Origin of the sequence: Rhodococcus sp. WMMA185 (assembly GCF_001767395.1) — a bacterium.
Taxonomy (GTDB): domain Bacteria; phylum Actinomycetota; class Actinomycetes; order Mycobacteriales; family Mycobacteriaceae; genus Rhodococcus_F.
The window spans coordinates 2,120,886-2,137,079 of the sequence record NZ_CP017014.1 but is presented as its reverse complement, the minus strand read 5'-3'; the positions used below and the strand labels follow the sequence as shown (position 1 = coordinate 2,137,079).

Sequence of the window (16,194 nt, the reverse complement as noted above, 5' to 3'; positions counted from 1 at the left end):
CGGACCGGGCGGGTACCTTCCAGCAGGTGAGTCGTCGGTGGGTGCTGCATCTCGACATGGATGCGTTCTTTGCGTCGGTCGAGCAACTCACCCGGCCCACCCTTCGCGGCCGCCCGGTTCTCGTCGGTGGTCTCGGGGGACGCGGAGTGGTCGCCGGGGCCAGCTACGAAGCGCGTGTGTTCGGTGCGCGATCTGCCATGCCGATGCATCAGGCGCGGCGGCTCGTCGGACCTGGTGCGGTTGTTCTCCCGCCACGTGGCCGGCTCTATGGCGTGTTGAGCAGGTCAGTGTTCGATGCTCTCCGAGGTCCGTTGCCCGTGCTCGAGCAGCTCTCGATGGACGAGGCCTTCGGTGAGCCCACCGAACTGGCGGGTGCGGATGCTTCTACGGTGAGGCGCTATTGCGAGGGCCTGCGCGCCCTCGTGTTCGAGCAGACAGGTCTGGTCGCCTCGATCGGTGCCGGCTCAGGGAAGCAGGTGGCGAAGATCGCCTCTGGTCTGGCCAAGCCGAATGGGGTCGTGGTGATCGCACCCGAGCAGCAGCAGGCACTGTTGGATGGACTGCCGGTACGCAAGCTGTGGGGTATCGGCCCGGTCGCGGAGGACAAACTGAAGCGGCTCGGCATCGAGACGATCGGCAGCCTGGCCCGTACCTCGGAGTCGGAGGTGGCTTCCATCCTCGGCACCACGATCGGACCCGGGCTGCACCGACTCGCGCAGGGGATCGACGACCGTCCCGTTGCTGAGCGCGCGGAGTCCAAGCAGGTCAGCGCGGAGACCACCTTCGCCACCGACATCGTCACACTGGCGGAACTGCGCGGAGCAGTCGAATCGAGTGCTGCTTCGGCCTTCGAGCGACTGCACAGGGATGGCAGGGCGGCTCGGACCGTGGTGCTGAAGTTGAGGAAGGCCGACATGAGTATCGTGACGCGATCGGTGACACTGCCCTACGCCACACTCGACCGTCAGATCCTGGTGGCTGCGGCGCAGCGTCAGGTCATCGATCCGATCGAACTCGGACCGGTACGGCTGGTCGGCGTCGGGTTCGCCGGTCTGTCCGCCGTGCGCCAGGGCTCGCTGTTCCCCGAGTTGGAACTCGAGGTCCCCGGCTACGGGCAGACGCGGGTTCAGGACGGGGATGGTGGCGATCTGGTGGCCCCCACCGCCCCGGCACCAGCTCACGAAATCGGCAGTCGGTGGTATCCGGGTCTCGACGTGTCGCACCCCGGCTTCGGTCACGGCTGGGTACAGGGCGCCGGGCACGGTGTCGTGACGGTCAGATTCGAAACACGCACGACCGGGCCGGGCATTGCGCGGACATTCGCAGAAGGCGACACGCAACTCGAGCGAGCCGACATGGAAGGTTCACTCGGGTGACCAGCTCGCAGTAGTTTCGTTCAGCCAGCGGGCGCCGACTCCAGTTTGTCCACCGCCGTGTGGGCCAAACCGCCGAAGACGTCGGCATCGATCGGGTCCTGGCCGGTGGCGACCAGCTGGGTGACGGTGGTCCCCACGACGGCCACCACAACGTCGGAGACGAGGTCGAAGCCCGCGCTGGTAGTAGCAAGCCGGAACGCAACGGACGCATCGCCCACCGGTTGCTGGTCCAGGCCGCCGATTCGGTTCTGCACATGCACGCCGTCCGCGTCCGTTCCGGAGTACTCGGTGCAGCCATCGAGGCGGTTCTGCACCTGCGCGAACGCATCGGCTGCGTCGGCACCGGTCGCGTAGCTCGCCGCATCTTGGTCGATGCTCGCGAACCCGGGCCCCGTGAACGAACTCGATGCAGAGGACACCGCACCGATGCGCTGGTCGGCGACCGGAGACAGGATCGCGCCGCACTCGGCTGGATCGGTACTCGCTGCCGATGCAGCGCCGCGGTCCGCCGCCTCGGGGGCAGGTTGCAACCCCAGATCTTCCAGGGTGGGTACGGGTGAGAATCCAACCGGCAGGTCGCCGACATCGAGCAGGGCAGCCTGAAGCGCCGCCTGACCAGCGAACGGCACCCCCGACTGGTCCGGTGATGCGGTCACCGCCGGTCCCAGTGGGGGCAGTGCCCCGGTGGCCTCGGGCTCGTCGGAGGCCGACGAACACGCCGACAGCGAGAACACAGCGAGCAGAGTGCAGGCGGCGACGAAGGGCCCGCGAAACATCAGGAAATCCACTCCACACGGTTCGACGTGGTCTGCTGCAGGTGAGTCGGGCCGTCCGGGTCGCTGTACTGCTGATCCCCGGCCACATGGACTTCTCCGCTGACGGGCAGCGGAAGGTGAGATCGACGGTAACCGTCCCCGAACCCTGCATCACATACCGGTCGATGTTGAGCGTGCCCGCCCCGTTGGGCAGGTTCCAGACAGAGGAACTCGGCTTCTGTTCGATCGTGAAGTCGACGGTCAGTAGATCGCCGTCGCGGGCAGTCAGAGTTGCGACGGCAACCTGGTCGAGCGCGATACCGCTCATCACCCGCTGATGGATGCTCCATTGGGCACCCACTCCGACCGCTTCCGTGGGAAACGAGATCGTTCGGTACACAGCCTGATAGAAGGCCTGCTCGACAGCAGAGCGGGCAATGTCTTGGGCGTCCGCGTTCGGACGCAGCTTAAGCTCGGTGATCGCACCCGTCGGGTCGATCGTGAATCCTGCCTCGGCCCCTTCGCTTGCTTCGAGGGCAAGTCCGAGGCGTTCGTCCGGGCTGGTGACGTCGCCGAAAGTGAGGTCGACGGTGGTCTCGCCGTCGGTATCCTCCGGGCGCTTGTGGACGACAGCGCTGAGCGGCAGGGTGACCTCTGGAGACGAGAAGTCCTGGGCGGGCTGATCGTCTATCTGCTGGGACACCTGCGCTTCGGTGATCAGTGTCGCCTGCTGCGAGACACCGTCCGGTAGACGGTGCCGAATCACTTCGCGTGGTTCTTCGCCGGGTTGCATCATTTCGACGGTGGCGTCGGAGATGGGAACGGTCACTTCTCCGGGCGTAGACATCGACGCAGCGTGATTCGACTCCGAGGAGCCCACGTCGCCTGCACATCCAGCGGAAAGGACGAGTAGGGAAATGGTCGCTCCGAGTAGTCGGAATCCGGGCCGTGGAGCTTTCGAGAACGATGACACGCACCCAGGCTAGTGCCGTCAGGGAGCGTGTGAGCGCAAGCTTTCCCGCATAGTGGATGATGAAAGGGTGAGTCAGGACCGCACGGCAGAGAACGAGACCGACGTCGAAGACCGAGACGAGACGCCGAAACATCGGCGGATGCTGCTTCTATTCGTGGTCGCGGGGGTCGTACTTGCCCTGGATCTGCTTACCAAGATCCTCGCCGTCGCCAACATCGAGCCCGGTCAGCCCATCTGGCTGATCGGGGACGTCGTCTCATTGCGCCTGGTTCGCAATCCCGGTGCGGCATTCTCCATGGCTACGGGTATGACCTGGCTGCTCACACTGGTCGCGGTGGGTGTGGTCATCGGAGTGATCAGGATTGGCCGCACGCTCCGGTCACCCTGGTGGGCGCTCGGTCTGGGACTGGTGCTCGGGGGTGCCCTCGGCAACCTCATCGACCGATTCTTCCGGGCACCGGGGGTACTACAGGGGCATGTCGTCGATTTCGTCTCGGTCGGCTGGTGGCCGGTGTTCAACGTCGCTGACTCCGGCATTGTGTGTGGCGCCGTTCTGCTCGTCGTGCTCACATTCATAGGCGTGGAACCCGACGGCAGACGCAAGGCGGTGAAGAAGTGAGGGAAACACGGTCCATGCCGGTACCCCCCGGCCTCGAAGCAATGAGGGTCGATGCCGGACTCGCTCGCCTGCTCGGCTTGTCGCGCACAGCGGTGTCTCAACTCACAGAGGAGGGTTCGGTGCTGGTCGACGGAGTTGCCGTCGGAAAATCGGACAGGCTGTCTGCTGGGACGTGGCTCGAAGTAGAGCTGCCGGAACCACCGCGTCCACTGACCATCGAAGCTGAGCCCGTGGAGGGCATGGAGATCCTCTACGCGGACGACGACGTCGTCGCTGTAGACAAACCAGTGGGGGTCGCCGCGCATGCCAGCGTGGGATGGACCGGGCCGACGGTGATCGGCGGACTCGCTGCCGCCGGTTTTCGGATCTCGACGTCTGGTGCGCATGAGCGCCAGGGCATCGTGCACCGACTCGATGTCGGAACGTCCGGCGTCATGGTGGTGGCGACGTCGGAACGCGCCTACACGATTCTCAAACGAGCGTTCAAACAGCGCACGATCGACAAGCGGTACCACGCCCTCGTGCAGGGCCACCCGGATCCAAGCAGTGGAACCATCGACGCGCCGATCGGCAGACATCGCAGCAACGACTGGAAGTTCACGGTCACCGCTGACGGAAAGCCGAGTGTCACGCACTATGACACCATCGAGGCGTTCCAGTCGGCGAGCCTGCTCGATATCCACCTCGAGACAGGGCGTACCCATCAGATCCGGGTGCATTTCGCCGCGCTGCGGCATCCCTGCTGCGGTGACCTGACGTACGGAGCGGATCCGCGTCTGGCCGAACGCCTCGGGCTCGAGCGTCAGTGGCTTCACGCGCGATCGCTCGGCTTCGCCCATCCCGCGGACGGCCGGTGGGTCGAGATCGCCTCCAAGTATCCGAAGGATCTCGAGGACGCCCTCGAGGTTCTCCGGTCGAGTTGAGGTGATGCGTCGGCGTCAGGGGGGATACTTCGGTCTCGCTGTCGCCGCAGCGGTCCTTCTCGCGGTCACCGTAGTGCTCGGTGTCGTCAATCCGGTTCGGCAGATGCCGGTTTCGACGGACGCGCTGGGTCCGGACAACGGGGAGCGAGTATCCGACTATCTGGCCCGGTCCTCGCGGTCGCTCGCCGTGGAGCCACGGAGCGAACACTGGGCGCTGGTTTCATTCGAGGCTCCGGTGACCACCGAGGTGGTCGGGAACTCGCCTCCGGTGTGCGCGTGTCGCAGGTTCTGTTCCGTGTTCCCCTCGACCGGGTGCAGACGCCCCTCGTCGCCGTATCCGTCGCAGCGGGTGATGCTGCCCTCGCCCGAGCGAGCGTCCTGGCTGCGGGCCGCGCCCAGATGATGACGGGCGAGACCGAGCGGCAGGCGAACATCTCGGCGGTGTCGGCGGAGGAACTGGCCCGCAACTGCGCCTGTGTAATCGGCATAGTCGTGCGCGCAGACGGCGACAGGTTGGCGGCGTTGCAGACCGAGTCGGACGTCCGGGTTGTCGAGGCGCTCGCCGCCGACGCTGTTTTCGGTCGGTTCGCCGTGCGCCCGCTTCTTCCGGAACAGGTCGACCTCGTCCTGCCCGGTCCCGACGACGGCTCCGTTCGCGCTGGTCCGGTCGACAGCGGCGTCTCCGGCGGTGTGAGGTGACGGAGAGGAGGACCGAGGCGGTCGGAACCGCCTACGGCGTCGGCGCCTACGCACTGTGGGGCATGTTCCCGGCCTTCTTCGGACTACTGGGCCCGGCTGGATCGGGCGCGATTCTGGCCCATCGGATCGTGTGGACGCTGGCCATCATGCTCGTCGTACTCGCAGTGTCCAGCCGTATCGCCTCGCTGCGCGGACTCGGAGTATGGACGTGGTTGCTGGTCGCGGCCGCTTCCACGGCTATCACGTTGAACTGGGGGACTTATGTCTACGCGGTGATGTCCGACCGGGTGGTGGAGGCGGCACTCGGCTATTTCATCAATCCTCTGGTGAGCGTGTTGCTCGGTGTGGTGATCTTCCGGGAACGACTCTATCGCGCTCACGTCGTCGCCCTGGGACTTGCGACCACTGCTGTGCTCGTGATCACCGTGGACTACGGTAGGCCGCCGTACATCGCCCTCGTACTGGCCGGCTCGTTCGCGCTGTACGGGCTGTGCAAGAAGGTGATGCCGCTCGATCCGCGGACGAGCCTGACCGCCGAGGGAATCGTGGCCGCGCCGCTCGCTGTCGGCTACCTTGTGTTTCTGACTTTCACTGGCGCCAGCACGTTCTTCGGCAACGGTCCCGCGCACAGCATGTTGCTGATGGCCGCTGGGCCCGTGACGGCCCTGCCGCTCCTACTGTTCGGTGCAGCGGCGCAACGCGTGCCGTTGCGCACGATCGGCATGCTGCAGTACCTGACGCCCGCGTTACAGATGGTGTGGGGCGTCGCCGTTCTGCACGAGGACATGCCCCTTTCGCGGTGGATAGGATTCGCTTTGATCTGGCTGGCCCTCGTCATCTTCACGACCGACGCGCTGGTACGGGCCCGGCGAGTGAAGCACACTGTCGACTCGTCGCCGGTGCGCGCCGGGTAACTCGCATCACGACTTCTCCGACACCAGCCGTCGGCGACCGTCGCTGTCGGTGGGAGGACATACACTCGTGACGCTCCCCAGACAGTGAGAGAGGCGCACGTGGCTGACTCGTTCGTACATCTGCACAATCACACCGAGTACTCGATGCTCGACGGTGCGGCCAAGGTCGGCGCCATGTTCGAAGAGGCGGAGAGGCTCGGCATGTCGGCGGTCGGAATGACCGACCACGGCAACATGTACGGCGCCAGCGAGTTCTACAACGTTGCGAAGAAGCACGGAATCAAGCCGATCATCGGCATCGAAGCCTATGTCGCCCCCGAATCCCGATTCAACACCAAACGCGTGCTCTGGGGAGACCGCAGTCAGAAGTCAGACGACGTCTCCGGTAGCGGTGCGTACACCCATATGACGATGGTGGCGGAGAACTCCACCGGTCTTCGGAACCTGTTCAAGCTGTCCTCGCTCGCGTCCATCGAGGGACAACTCGGCAAGTGGGCGCGCATGGACGAAGAACTCATCGCCGCCCATCACGAGGGCATCATCGCCACCACCGGATGCCCATCCGGTGAGATTCAGACGCGCCTGCGCCTCGGGCACGACCGCGAGGCGCTCGAGGCTGCGGCCAAGTGGCAGGAGATCTGGGGCAAGGACAACTTCTTTCTCGAGTTGATGGACCACGGTCTGTCGATCGAACGCCGGGTCCGGGAGGGGCTGCTCGAGATCGGCAAGAAACTCGAGATCCCCCCGCTGGCGACCAACGACTGTCACTACGTCACCAAGGACGCCGCGGAGAACCACGAGGCGCTGCTGTGCATCCAGACGGGTAAGACGCTGTCCGACCCGACCCGGTTCAAGTTCGACGGCGACGGTTACTTCCTCAAGTCTGCGGCCGAGATGCGTGAGCTCTGGGACGACCAGGTGCCCGGCGCCTGCGACAACACCCTGCTGATCGCCGAGCGCGTCCAGTCCTATGACGAGGTGTGGGAGCACCGAGACCGGATGCCGATCTTTCCCGTTCCAGAGGGCGAGACTCAGGGGACCTGGCTCCGCAAGGAGGTGCTACGCGGTCTCGACCGGCGGTTCCCGGACGGGCCGAAGCAGGAATACCTCGACCGCGCGGACTACGAGATCAACGTCATCCTCGAGATGGGGTTTCCCGCGTACTTCCTCGTCGTCGGCGATCTGATCAACTACGCACGCGAGGTGGGGATCCGAGTCGGCCCCGGTCGCGGGTCGGCCGCCGGGTCACTCGTCGCCTATGCGATGGGTATCACCAACATCGACCCGATTCCGCACGGTCTACTGTTCGAGCGGTTCCTGAATCCCGAGCGCGTGTCGATGCCCGATATCGATATCGACTTCGATGATCGCCGTCGCGGTGAGATGGTGCGTTACGCAACCGAGAAGTGGGGGAGCGACCGCGTCGCCCAGGTCATCACGTTCGGCACCATCAAGACCAAGGCCGCGATCAAGGACTCCGCCCGCGTGCAGTTCGGCCAGCCGGGATTCGCGATCGCGGATCAGATCACCAAGGCGCTGCCCCCGCCGATCATGGCCAAGGACATCTCGGTATCCGGAATCACCGACCCGAACCATGAGCGCTACAAGGAGGCCGCGGAGGTTCGGGCTCTCATCGACTCCAATCCCGATGTCGCGAAGATCTACCAGACGGCGAAGGGTCTCGAAGGACTGATCCGGAACGCCGGCGTCCACGCCTGTGCGGTGATCATGTCGTCCGAGCCGCTGATGGACGCCATACCCGTGTGGAAGCGTGCCCAGGACGGCGCCATCATCACAGGTTGGGACTATCCGTCTTGCGAGGCGATAGGCCTGCTCAAGATGGACTTCCTCGGACTGCGGAACCTCACCGTCATCGGTGACGCCATCGACAACATCAAGGCCAACCGGGGTATCGATCTGGATCTGGATACCCTTCCGATCGACGATCCGGCCACCTACGAACTGCTCTCGCGCGGCGATACGCTCGGTGTGTTCCAGCTCGACGGCAGTGCCATGCGCGACCTGCTGCGGCGCATGCAGCCCACCGGCTTCGAGGACATCGTTGCGGTGCTCGCGCTGTACCGGCCCGGTCCGATGGGAATGAATGCGCACAACGACTACGCCGACCGCAAGAACGGGCGGCAAGAGGTCAAACCGATCCACCCGGAGCTCGAGGAACCCCTGAAAGACATCCTGGCCGACACGTACGGCCTGATCGTCTACCAGGAGCAGATCATGCAGATCGCTCAGAAAGTGGCAGGCTACTCGCTCGGACAGGCCGACATCCTTCGCCGGGCCATGGGCAAGAAGAAGCTGTCGGTGCTCGAGGAGGCCTACACCGGCTTCCGTGAGGGCATGCTCGCCAACGGATTCTCCGAGCCGGCGATCAAGGCGCTGTGGGACACGATTCTCCCCTTCGCCGGATACGCGTTCAACAAGTCTCACGCCGCCGGGTACGGGCTGGTGTCGTTCTGGACCGGGTACCTCAAGGCCAACTATCCCGCCGAGTACATGGCGGGGCTGCTCACTTCGGTCGGTGACGACAAAGACAAGGCCGCGGTCTATCTGGCCGACTGCCGCAAGATGGGGATCACCGTGCTCCCGCCCGATGTGAACGAGTCGGAGGTCGACTTCGCCTCCGTCGGTGAGGACATCCGGTTCGGGTTGGGGGCCGTCCGCAACGTCGGTGCCAACGTCGTGAGCTCGATCATCAAGGCACGCAAGGAGAAGTCCAAGTTCGTCGACTTCTCCGACTACCTGGGCAAGATCGACACCGCGGCGTGTTCGAAGAAGGTCACCGAATCCCTGATCAAGGCGGGCGGGTTCGACTCCCTGGGCCACCCGCGAAAGGGGCTACTACTGGTCCATGCCGACGCCATCGACGCGGTGATGGGCACCAAGAAGGCGGAGTCGGTCGGGCAATTCGACCTGTTCGGTGGCGCCGACGCCGACGAGTCGGTCACGTCGGTGTTCAACGTGAAGATTCCCGAGGAGGAGTGGGATTCCAAGCATCGGCTCGCACTCGAGCGGGAGATGCTGGGACTCTACGTCTCCGGTCACCCGCTCAATGGCGTCGAACACGTGCTGGCGGCGCAAGCCGATACCGCAATTCCGACGATCCTCGAAGGTGACGTCAAAGACGGCACCCAGGTGACCGTCGGGGGCATCCTCGCTTCGGTCAACCGGCGGATCAACAAGAACGGCCTGACGTGGGCGTCCGCGCAACTCGAGGACCTAGCCGGTGGTATCGAGGTGTTGTTCTTCCCTCAGGCCTATTCGGTGTACGGGATGGACGTCACGGAGGATTCGGTCGTGCTGGTCAAGGGGCGCGTGTCGATTCGCGACGACAGGATCTCACTCATCGCCAACGACCTTGCGGTGCCGGATCTGTCGGCGGTAGGTGTCGCGAAGCCACTGGCAGTGAGTTTGCCGCTGCGTCAATGCACCAAGGACAAACTCGGCGCCTTGAGGCAAGTCCTCACGCGGCACCCGGGAACCTCCGACGTCCATGTGCGGTTGATCGGCGGCAGTGAAGTCACGTTGTGGAAGGTCGACGACGTGTTGCGAGTAGAACCGTCGTCGGCGTTGATGGGCGACCTCAAGGCCCTACTGGGACCGAGCTGCCTCTCCGTGTGACGGCTCGGCCCCGGGATGATCCGAGGTGGGGGAGGCGTAGAGGCGTCTTCCCCACCACACGACGACGGCTACGGCGGCGGCGGTGAGCACGGCGGTCTGCAATGTCTGAGTGACGGTGAGGACCGTTACGAAGGTCAGCAGGGCCGCACCGAGAGCCTCCAGCTTGTGAAGGGGCCACTCGGTGCCGGCAATGTCGATTGTCTGGATGCCATCGCTGGCGCGGACATCGTGGCGCAGGCCGGCCCGACTCGTCGGCATTACAGATCACCTCATCGTCGGCAGTTCTCGTGGAGGGGGACGGGCGCGTCCCGGTTGAAATCAGGGTACTCGAATAGTCGAGTTCGTCACAGCGAACAATTGGATCAGGGCATTGCAATGCGGCGAGATCGACAAATTGTCGGCGGGTTCGCAGCGGTCGGGTGTTGACTGGTGGCATGCCACTCACAGGTGAATATGAACCCGGTTCGCTGAAGTGGTCCGCAGACCAGGCGAACTTGATCGAGTCCACTGATGGAGCGGAGGGAACGACGCTGGCGGGCATGCCGGTGGTCTTGCTCACCACCCGCGGTGTGAAGTCCGGCAAGCTCCGCAAGATTCCGTTGATGCGCGTCGAACACGAAGGAACGTACGCGATTGTCGCCTCACTCGGCGGTGCCCCGAACAATCCCGCCTGGTACCACAACGTGAAAGCCGAGCCGCTCGTCGAGTTGCGTGACGGAGCGGTGAAGCAGGACATGGTGGCCCGTGAGGTAACCGGCGCCGAGAAAGCCGTCTGGTGGGAACGCGCCGTCGCCGTGTACCCCGACTACGCCGACTATCAGAAGAAGACCGACCGGCAGATCCCCGTGTTCGTCCTCGAACCCGCGTGATGCCGGGTGAATGGCGGTATCGAAATATGTCCGCGAACGTCACAATTCGATCCGCAGAGTTGAACCCGGCTGGTACATGATGGCGTCAGAATGGGAATATGTTCGGGTGCCCACATCGCCCGACACCGCAGCCCAGGACATGATCTCTCCCCTCACGGTGGGAGAGATCGATGCGGCCATCGAGCGAATCTCCCCTGTAATCGACGCGACCCCGCTGCAGCGCAGCGAGCGGCTGTCGGCCCTGACTGGCGCGAACGTCTACCTGAAGCGAGAGGACCTGCAGGTGGTCCGCTCGTACAAACTGCGCGGCGCCTACAATCTCATGGCTCAACTCGACGCCGAGGAGCGTACGGCGGGAGTTGTGGCCGCCAGCGCCGGAAACCATGCCCAGGGTGTTGCATTCGCCTGCAAGTCCATGGAGATCAGCGGTCGCATCTACATCCCGTCGAATACGCCCAAGCAGAAGCGCGACCGCATCCGCGCGCACGGCGGAGAGTTCGTCGAACTGATCATGACGGGGGACACCTACGACGCCGCAGCCGCTGCCGCTGAGGCCGACGTCCAGCGCACCGGCGCGACGATGGTTCCGCCGTTCGACGACGTCCGTACCGCTGCCGGGCAGGGAACCATAGCAGCCGAGATTCTCGCTCAACTCGGTACATCGCCGGACGCCGTAGTCGTCCCTGTCGGTGGCGGCGGATGTATCGCCGGTATCGCGACCTACCTGCGCGCTCACGCGACCGGGACCGCCATCGTCGGAGTCGAACCGACTGGCGCGGCGTCGATGACCGCGGCGCTGGTCGCCGGTGCGCCCGTCACCCTCACGGAGATCGATCCCTTCGTCGACGGTGCGTCCGTGAAGCGTGTGGGTGACGTTCCGTACGCCGTCGTATCGGCCCTGGGCGCCGAGGTGGTCTCGCACACCTCACTGGGTCGGCCCGGCCGGCCGGCCACGATCCGACTCGAGGCCGATTCTTTCGTGATGGCGAATCTGGACGAGGGCTCGCTCTGCACGACGATGCTCGAGCTCTATCAGAACGAGGGCATCATCGCGGAACCGGCGGGTGCGCTGTCGGTGGCAGCTCTCGGCAACATCACCTTCGAACCCGGTTCGACGGTGGTGTGCCTGATCTCCGGTGGCAACAACGACATTTCCCGGTACGGCGAGATTCTGGAACGCTCCCTCGTCAACCTAGGTCTCAAGCATTACTTTCTTGTGGACTTCCCACAGGAGCCCGGTTCGCTGCGCAGATTCCTCGACGAGGTGCTCGGCCCCGAGGACGACATCACCCTGTTCGAGTACGTGAAGCGGAACAATCGCGAGACCGGCGCGGCGCTGGTGGGTATCGAACTCGGCAAGGCCGAGGGGCTGGGGGATTTGCTCGACCGGATGGAGCAGTCTCGGATACAGGTGGAGCGTCTCGAACCGGGGAGTCCCGCTTACCGGTACCTCACCTGACCGCTATCGGAGCAGGCGCTCGACAACCTTCGCATACAGTTCGGGCTCCGGCAGGGGGAGCCCGAGTAGCGCGGCAAGATAGATGCCATCGCCGACCAGACGCACGATCTCGGCCTGGACAGGGTCGGCGATTTCATTCTGGAGGCCTTCGTCCCACCCGCGCATGACCTCGGTGACGGCCTTCTGAATCTCGTCGTGCTGACCGTCTACGCTGCGAAGCGCTGCGATCGTGGAACGGTACAGGGCGAGTTCCTCGGCGGTATTGGCGTCGGGAACCTGCAGGTACCACTCCGATAGCGAGGTGCCGCCGGACATGGCGTCGGCGAAATGCGCATCCGCTCGCTCGCCGAGTCGTCGCACCATTGCTGCGAGGAGTGCTTCCTTACTGGGGAAGTGATAGAGCAGGCCACCTTTGGATACCCCTGCTTCCGCGGCGACCGCTTCCAGGGTCACCTGGGCGATTCCTACTTCGAGTAGCAGCTTCTCGAGAGCGTCGAGTATGCGATCGCGAGTACCGGCGGTCATGAGGAGCGACTGTACCGGAAATAACTTTACCGGCTGGACGGTTCACGGTAATGTACGGAAACTATACCGGCTGGACGGTGTACCGCATGTCCCAACTCTCGAATCGGAAAGTCGCAGGAAGTCAATTGTCTGTGTCCACGGATCGCGGGATCAACGAAGCCTCGGGTGAGCCGGGTCGGGCCTCCGCATCGCGCCGAGACTGGCTCGGGCTCATCGTCTTGGCGTTTGCCGTTCTCCTGATCGCGGTAGACGCCACCGTGCTCGATCTCGCGCTGCCGTTCATCAGCGCAGACCTCGAACCCAGTAGCACGCAGTTGCTGTGGATCATCGACGTCTACTCGTTCGTGCTCGCCGGTCTGCTGATTACGATGGGCACGCTCGGCGACCGAGTGGGGCGCCGCCGTCTCCTACTCTTCGGCGCCGCCGGGTTCGGGATTGCTTCGCTGATCGCAGCATGGGCCGTGTCGCCTGAAATGCTGATCGCAGCCCGTGTGCTACAGGGAATCTCGGGTGCGACGCTGATGCCCGCCACCCTCGGCCTGATCCGGGCGATCTTCGTCGACCCTCGCCAGCGCACCCTCGCGATCGGAGTCTGGAGCGCGATGGCAGGTGGTGGCGCCGCGGCAGGCCCGCTCATCGGTGGTTGGCTGCTCGAACACTTCTGGTGGGGTTCGGTGTTCCTGGTCAACATCCCGGTAATGCTCATGCTGATCGGCATCGGACCGGTGCTGATCCCGGAGTCGAAGAATCCGAACCCGGGACGCTTCGACCTGACCAGTGCGGCGCTGTCGATGTCTACGATGCTGCCACTCGTCTACGCCGTCAAAGAGTCTGTGGTGCACGGGATCTCCCCAGTGCTCATTGCCGTTGGTCTTGCCGGTGTCGCGTCTGGCGTTGTGTTCGTGCGCAGGCAGAGGGTTATGAAGGATCCGATGATCGACCTCGGTTTGTTCGCCAAGCCGGCATTCTCGACGGCCGTCCTCACCAACCTGCTTTCTGTCTTTGCGCTGGCAGGTGTTCTGTTCTTCGGATCCCAGTACCTGCAACTGGTCTTGGGTAAGACGGCGCTCGAAGCGGGGGTGTTGATGCTGCCCGGAATGCTGATGAGCGCGGTCACTGCCTTGGCGGCGGCCTGGATGGTCCGCTACTGGGCGACCTCGCATGTCCTCGGCGGCGGGCTGTTCGTCGGCGGTGTGGGTGCAGCCATGTTGTTCGCCCTGCGTGTCGACAGTGGGCCGAATATGTTCGTGATCGGCTTCGGACTCGTCGGTGCGGGTGTCGGTATCGCTTTGACTCTAGCGTCCGATCTCGTCGTCAGTGCGGTCGAACCCGAACGTGCGGGTGCCGCCTCGGCGGTGTCCGAAACCGCGTACGAACTCGGTATCGCGCTCGGTGTTGCGGTGCTGGGCAGCGTGGTCATGGCGATCTTCCGCAGCGGCCTCGACACCTCCCTGCTGGCGCCTGATCGGGTCGCGCCGGCCCAGGGGACCCTCGGCGCCGCAATCGCCGAGGCGCAGCACCTTCCGGAGACCGCGAGCACGGTGTTCCTGGAATCTGCACAGACCGCGTTCGTCGCGGGCATGCACGTGGCCGCCGTCGCCACCGCGGCAATCCTGTTCGTCACCGCGATCCTCGTACTGCGTCTGCTGCGCAGCCGTCAGGACGAGCGGGCTGCCGTCGCACCGTCGAGTACAACGAACGAGTGAGCCGGCAGCACCGTCACGGATGCTGTTTCGTCCTGGGTCGGCGCTTCCCACCAGAGCAAGGGGGAGCCGCCGACGGGGACGGTCACGGACTCGGCACTGAGGTTGCACGCGAGACGAAGTTGGCCGCGGTTCACGACGATCCAGCAGAGGGCCTCGTCGTAGTCCACCGACAGATTCTCGAGCCAAGGATCCGTGAGTTCCCAGCGTTCGCGTCGCAGGCGGATGAGAGAGCGGTAGCACTCGAGTAGACGGGCGTGCGGTTCGCGACCGCGCTCGTCCCAGTCGAGCTTGGATCTCGCGAACGTTTCCGGGTCCTGCGGATCGGGCACATCATCCGTGGTCCAGCCGTGATTGGCGAACTCGGCCTTGCGCCCCTCCGCCGTCGCTCGCGCGAGCGACGGCTCTGGATGCGACGTGAAGAACTGGAACGGCGTGCTCGCCCCCCATTCCTCGCCCATGAACAGCATCGGCGTGAACGGTGAGCACAGCACGAGTGCGGCTTTCACCGCCAGTTGCCCGTGGTTGAGATAGGTTCCGGGCCGGTCGCCCACCGCGCGGTTGCCGATCTGGTCGTGAGTGCAGGTGTACACGACCAGGGAACTGGCGGGGGTGCGCAGGGTGTCGAGGGGTCTGCCGTGCATGCGCCCGCGGAACGACGAGAATGTCCCCGCGTGGAACCAGCCTCGGCGCAGGGTGTCGGCCAGGCATGCCATCGAACCGAAATCCCCGTAGTATCCCTGTCTCTCACCCGACACCGCCGCATGGATGGCGTGATGGACGTCGTCGTCCCATTGGGCGTCGAGACCGAATCCGCTCGCGGACCGAGACGTGATCAGTCGCGGGTCGTTCAGGTCGCTCTCGGCAATCAACGTCAGGGGTCGCCTCAGATGTGCTGACAGACGTCGGGTCTGTATGGCCAAGTCCTCGAGGATGTGGGTGGCGGTATGGTCGACGAGCGCGTGGACGGCGTCGAGCCGGAGGGCGTCGATGTGGAACTCGCGGAACCAGCGCAGCGCGTTGTCGATGATGTAGCGGCGCACCTCGCCGCTTTCCGGACCGTCGAGATTGATGCCCAGGCCCCAGGTGCCCTCGGCCTGCGTCAGATACGGTCCGAAGCGGTCGAGGTAGTTCCCGGACGGGCCGAGATGGTTGTAGACCACGTCGAGGACAACCCCGACTCCGCGGGCGTGACATGCGTCCACGAGGGCCTGCAATCCGTCCGGTCCGCCGTATCCCTCGTGCACCGTGTACCACAGGACGCCGTCGTAGCCCCAGTTGTGAGTGCCGTTGAAGCCGTTGACCGGCATCAGTTCCACGAAATCGACGCCTAGTTCGACGAGGTGATCGAGGCGTTCGATCGCGGCACCGAAGGTGCCTTCGGCGGTGAAGGTTCCGACGTGCAGTTCGTAGACCACCGACCCGGCGAGCTGCCGCCCTGTCCACTGCGCGTCGGTCCACGAGCTCTCGTCGAGCGCATGCAATTGGGACGACGCGTGGACGCCGTCGGGTTGCCGCGGCGAGCGTGGGTCGGGGAGCACGGTGTCGCCATCGTCCAACAGGAAGCCGTACCGTGCGTCTGGGGCTGCATCGATCTCCGCGCACCACCACCCGTCCGGTGATGGAGTCATGTCGTGGCGTCGACCGTCGACGTCGACACGAACGGTATTCGGTAGCGGAGCCCAAACCTCGAAGGTGTGCACTCGATCAGGATGCCGTGATCTGGATTCTCGCGCAGCGCAC

General features: G+C 64.6%; 12 protein-coding genes and 2 pseudogenes. 9 read left to right on the top strand and 5 right to left on the bottom strand.

Annotation, left to right across the window (positions count from 1 at the left end):
- Positions 1-26: 26 nt before the first annotated feature.
- Entirely contained in the window at positions 27-1,376 is a 1,350-nt protein-coding gene (locus BFN03_RS09450; protein WP_442971873.1) for a DNA polymerase IV, read from the top strand.
- A 20-nt stretch (positions 1,377-1,396) separates the two neighbouring features.
- On the opposite strand, the gene BFN03_RS09445 is transcribed toward BFN03_RS09450, so the two are convergent.
- Both BFN03_RS09445 and BFN03_RS20940 read right to left on the bottom strand, forming a co-directional pair.
- A complete protein-coding gene (locus BFN03_RS09445; protein WP_070380772.1) occupies positions 1,397-2,152 on the bottom strand; it encodes a sensor domain-containing protein in 756 nt (251 codons plus the stop codon).
- Positions 2,152-3,104, bottom strand: a pseudogene (locus tag BFN03_RS20940) (hypothetical protein). Before BFN03_RS20940 ends, BFN03_RS09445 begins: the two are co-directional and overlap by 1 nt.
- Positions 3,105-3,156: 52 nt before the next feature.
- Here BFN03_RS20940 and lspA point away from each other — a divergent pair.
- The 5 genes and pseudogenes from lspA (at position 3,157) to dnaE (ending at position 9,895) form a co-directional block, all read left to right on the top strand.
- Entirely contained in the window at positions 3,157-3,723 is a 567-nt protein-coding gene (gene lspA, locus BFN03_RS09430) for a signal peptidase II (protein ID WP_198163440.1), read from the top strand.
- Positions 3,720-4,646 carry an RluA family pseudouridine synthase gene (locus BFN03_RS09425; protein WP_070378797.1) on the top strand — a complete coding sequence of 309 codons (927 nt, stop codon included), beginning with the start codon at positions 3,720-3,722 and terminating at the stop codon, positions 4,644-4,646. The genes lspA and BFN03_RS09425 overlap by 4 nt, the downstream gene beginning before the upstream one ends.
- 4 nt (positions 4,647-4,650) lie before the next feature.
- Positions 4,651-5,345, top strand: a pseudogene (locus BFN03_RS09420) (hypothetical protein).
- Between the two features lie 62 nt (positions 5,346-5,407).
- Positions 5,408-6,259 carry an EamA family transporter RarD gene (gene rarD, locus BFN03_RS09415; protein ID WP_442971881.1) on the top strand — a complete coding sequence of 284 codons (852 nt, stop codon included), beginning with the start codon at positions 5,408-5,410 and terminating at the stop codon, positions 6,257-6,259.
- Positions 6,260-6,358: 99 nt separating this feature from the next.
- On the top strand, positions 6,359-9,895 hold the full coding sequence (gene dnaE, locus BFN03_RS09410) for a DNA polymerase III subunit alpha (protein ID WP_070380771.1): 3,537 nt from the start codon (positions 6,359-6,361) through the stop codon (positions 9,893-9,895).
- On the opposite strand, the gene BFN03_RS09405 is transcribed toward dnaE, so the two are convergent.
- On the bottom strand, positions 9,866-10,153 hold the full coding sequence (locus tag BFN03_RS09405) for a hypothetical protein (protein ID WP_070378795.1): 288 nt from the start codon (positions 10,151-10,153) through the stop codon (positions 9,866-9,868). The two genes, dnaE and BFN03_RS09405, sit on opposite strands and share 30 nt — an antisense overlap.
- 176 nt (positions 10,154-10,329) lie before the next feature.
- On the opposite strand from BFN03_RS09405, the gene BFN03_RS09400 reads away from it, so the two are divergent.
- Positions 10,330-10,764, top strand: coding sequence for a nitroreductase family deazaflavin-dependent oxidoreductase (locus BFN03_RS09400; protein ID WP_070380770.1), 435 nt, complete (start codon positions 10,330-10,332; stop codon positions 10,762-10,764).
- Between the two features lie 106 nt (positions 10,765-10,870).
- On the top strand, positions 10,871-12,223 hold the full coding sequence (gene ilvA / locus BFN03_RS09395; protein WP_157109588.1) for a threonine ammonia-lyase IlvA: 1,353 nt from the start codon (positions 10,871-10,873) through the stop codon (positions 12,221-12,223).
- A gap of 3 nt (positions 12,224-12,226) precedes the next feature.
- Here ilvA and BFN03_RS09390 read toward each other — a convergent pair whose 3' ends face one another.
- Positions 12,227-12,748: a TetR/AcrR family transcriptional regulator gene (locus tag BFN03_RS09390; RefSeq protein ID WP_070378794.1), complete on the bottom strand. Its 522-nt coding sequence runs from the start codon at positions 12,746-12,748 to the stop codon at positions 12,227-12,229.
- A gap of 125 nt (positions 12,749-12,873) precedes the next feature.
- On the opposite strand from BFN03_RS09390, the gene BFN03_RS09385 reads away from it, so the two are divergent.
- Positions 12,874-14,454, top strand: coding sequence for an MFS transporter (locus BFN03_RS09385; RefSeq protein WP_070380768.1), 1,581 nt, complete (start codon positions 12,874-12,876; stop codon positions 14,452-14,454).
- Here BFN03_RS09385 and treZ read toward each other — a convergent pair.
- On the bottom strand, positions 14,406-16,154 hold the full coding sequence (gene treZ, locus BFN03_RS09380; RefSeq protein ID WP_070378793.1) for a malto-oligosyltrehalose trehalohydrolase: 1,749 nt from the start codon (positions 16,152-16,154) through the stop codon (positions 14,406-14,408). The genes BFN03_RS09385 and treZ overlap by 49 nt on opposite strands.
- Between the last annotated feature and the right edge of the window lie 40 nt (positions 16,155-16,194).

Coding starts and splice junctions, on each gene's coding strand:
- BFN03_RS09390 (WP_070378794.1), bottom strand. CDS start 12,748: ATGACCGCCGGTACTCGCGATCGCATACTCGACGCTCTCGAGAAGCTG.
- rarD (WP_442971881.1), top strand. CDS start 5,408: ATGTTCCCGGCCTTCTTCGGACTACTGGGCCCGGCTGGATCGGGCGCG.
- BFN03_RS09405 (WP_070378795.1), bottom strand. CDS start 10,153: ATGCCGACGAGTCGGGCCGGCCTGCGCCACGATGTCCGCGCCAGCGAT.
- BFN03_RS09445 (WP_070380772.1), bottom strand. CDS start 2,152: ATGTTTCGCGGGCCCTTCGTCGCCGCCTGCACTCTGCTCGCTGTGTTC.
- BFN03_RS09400 (WP_070380770.1), top strand. CDS start 10,330: ATGCCACTCACAGGTGAATATGAACCCGGTTCGCTGAAGTGGTCCGCA.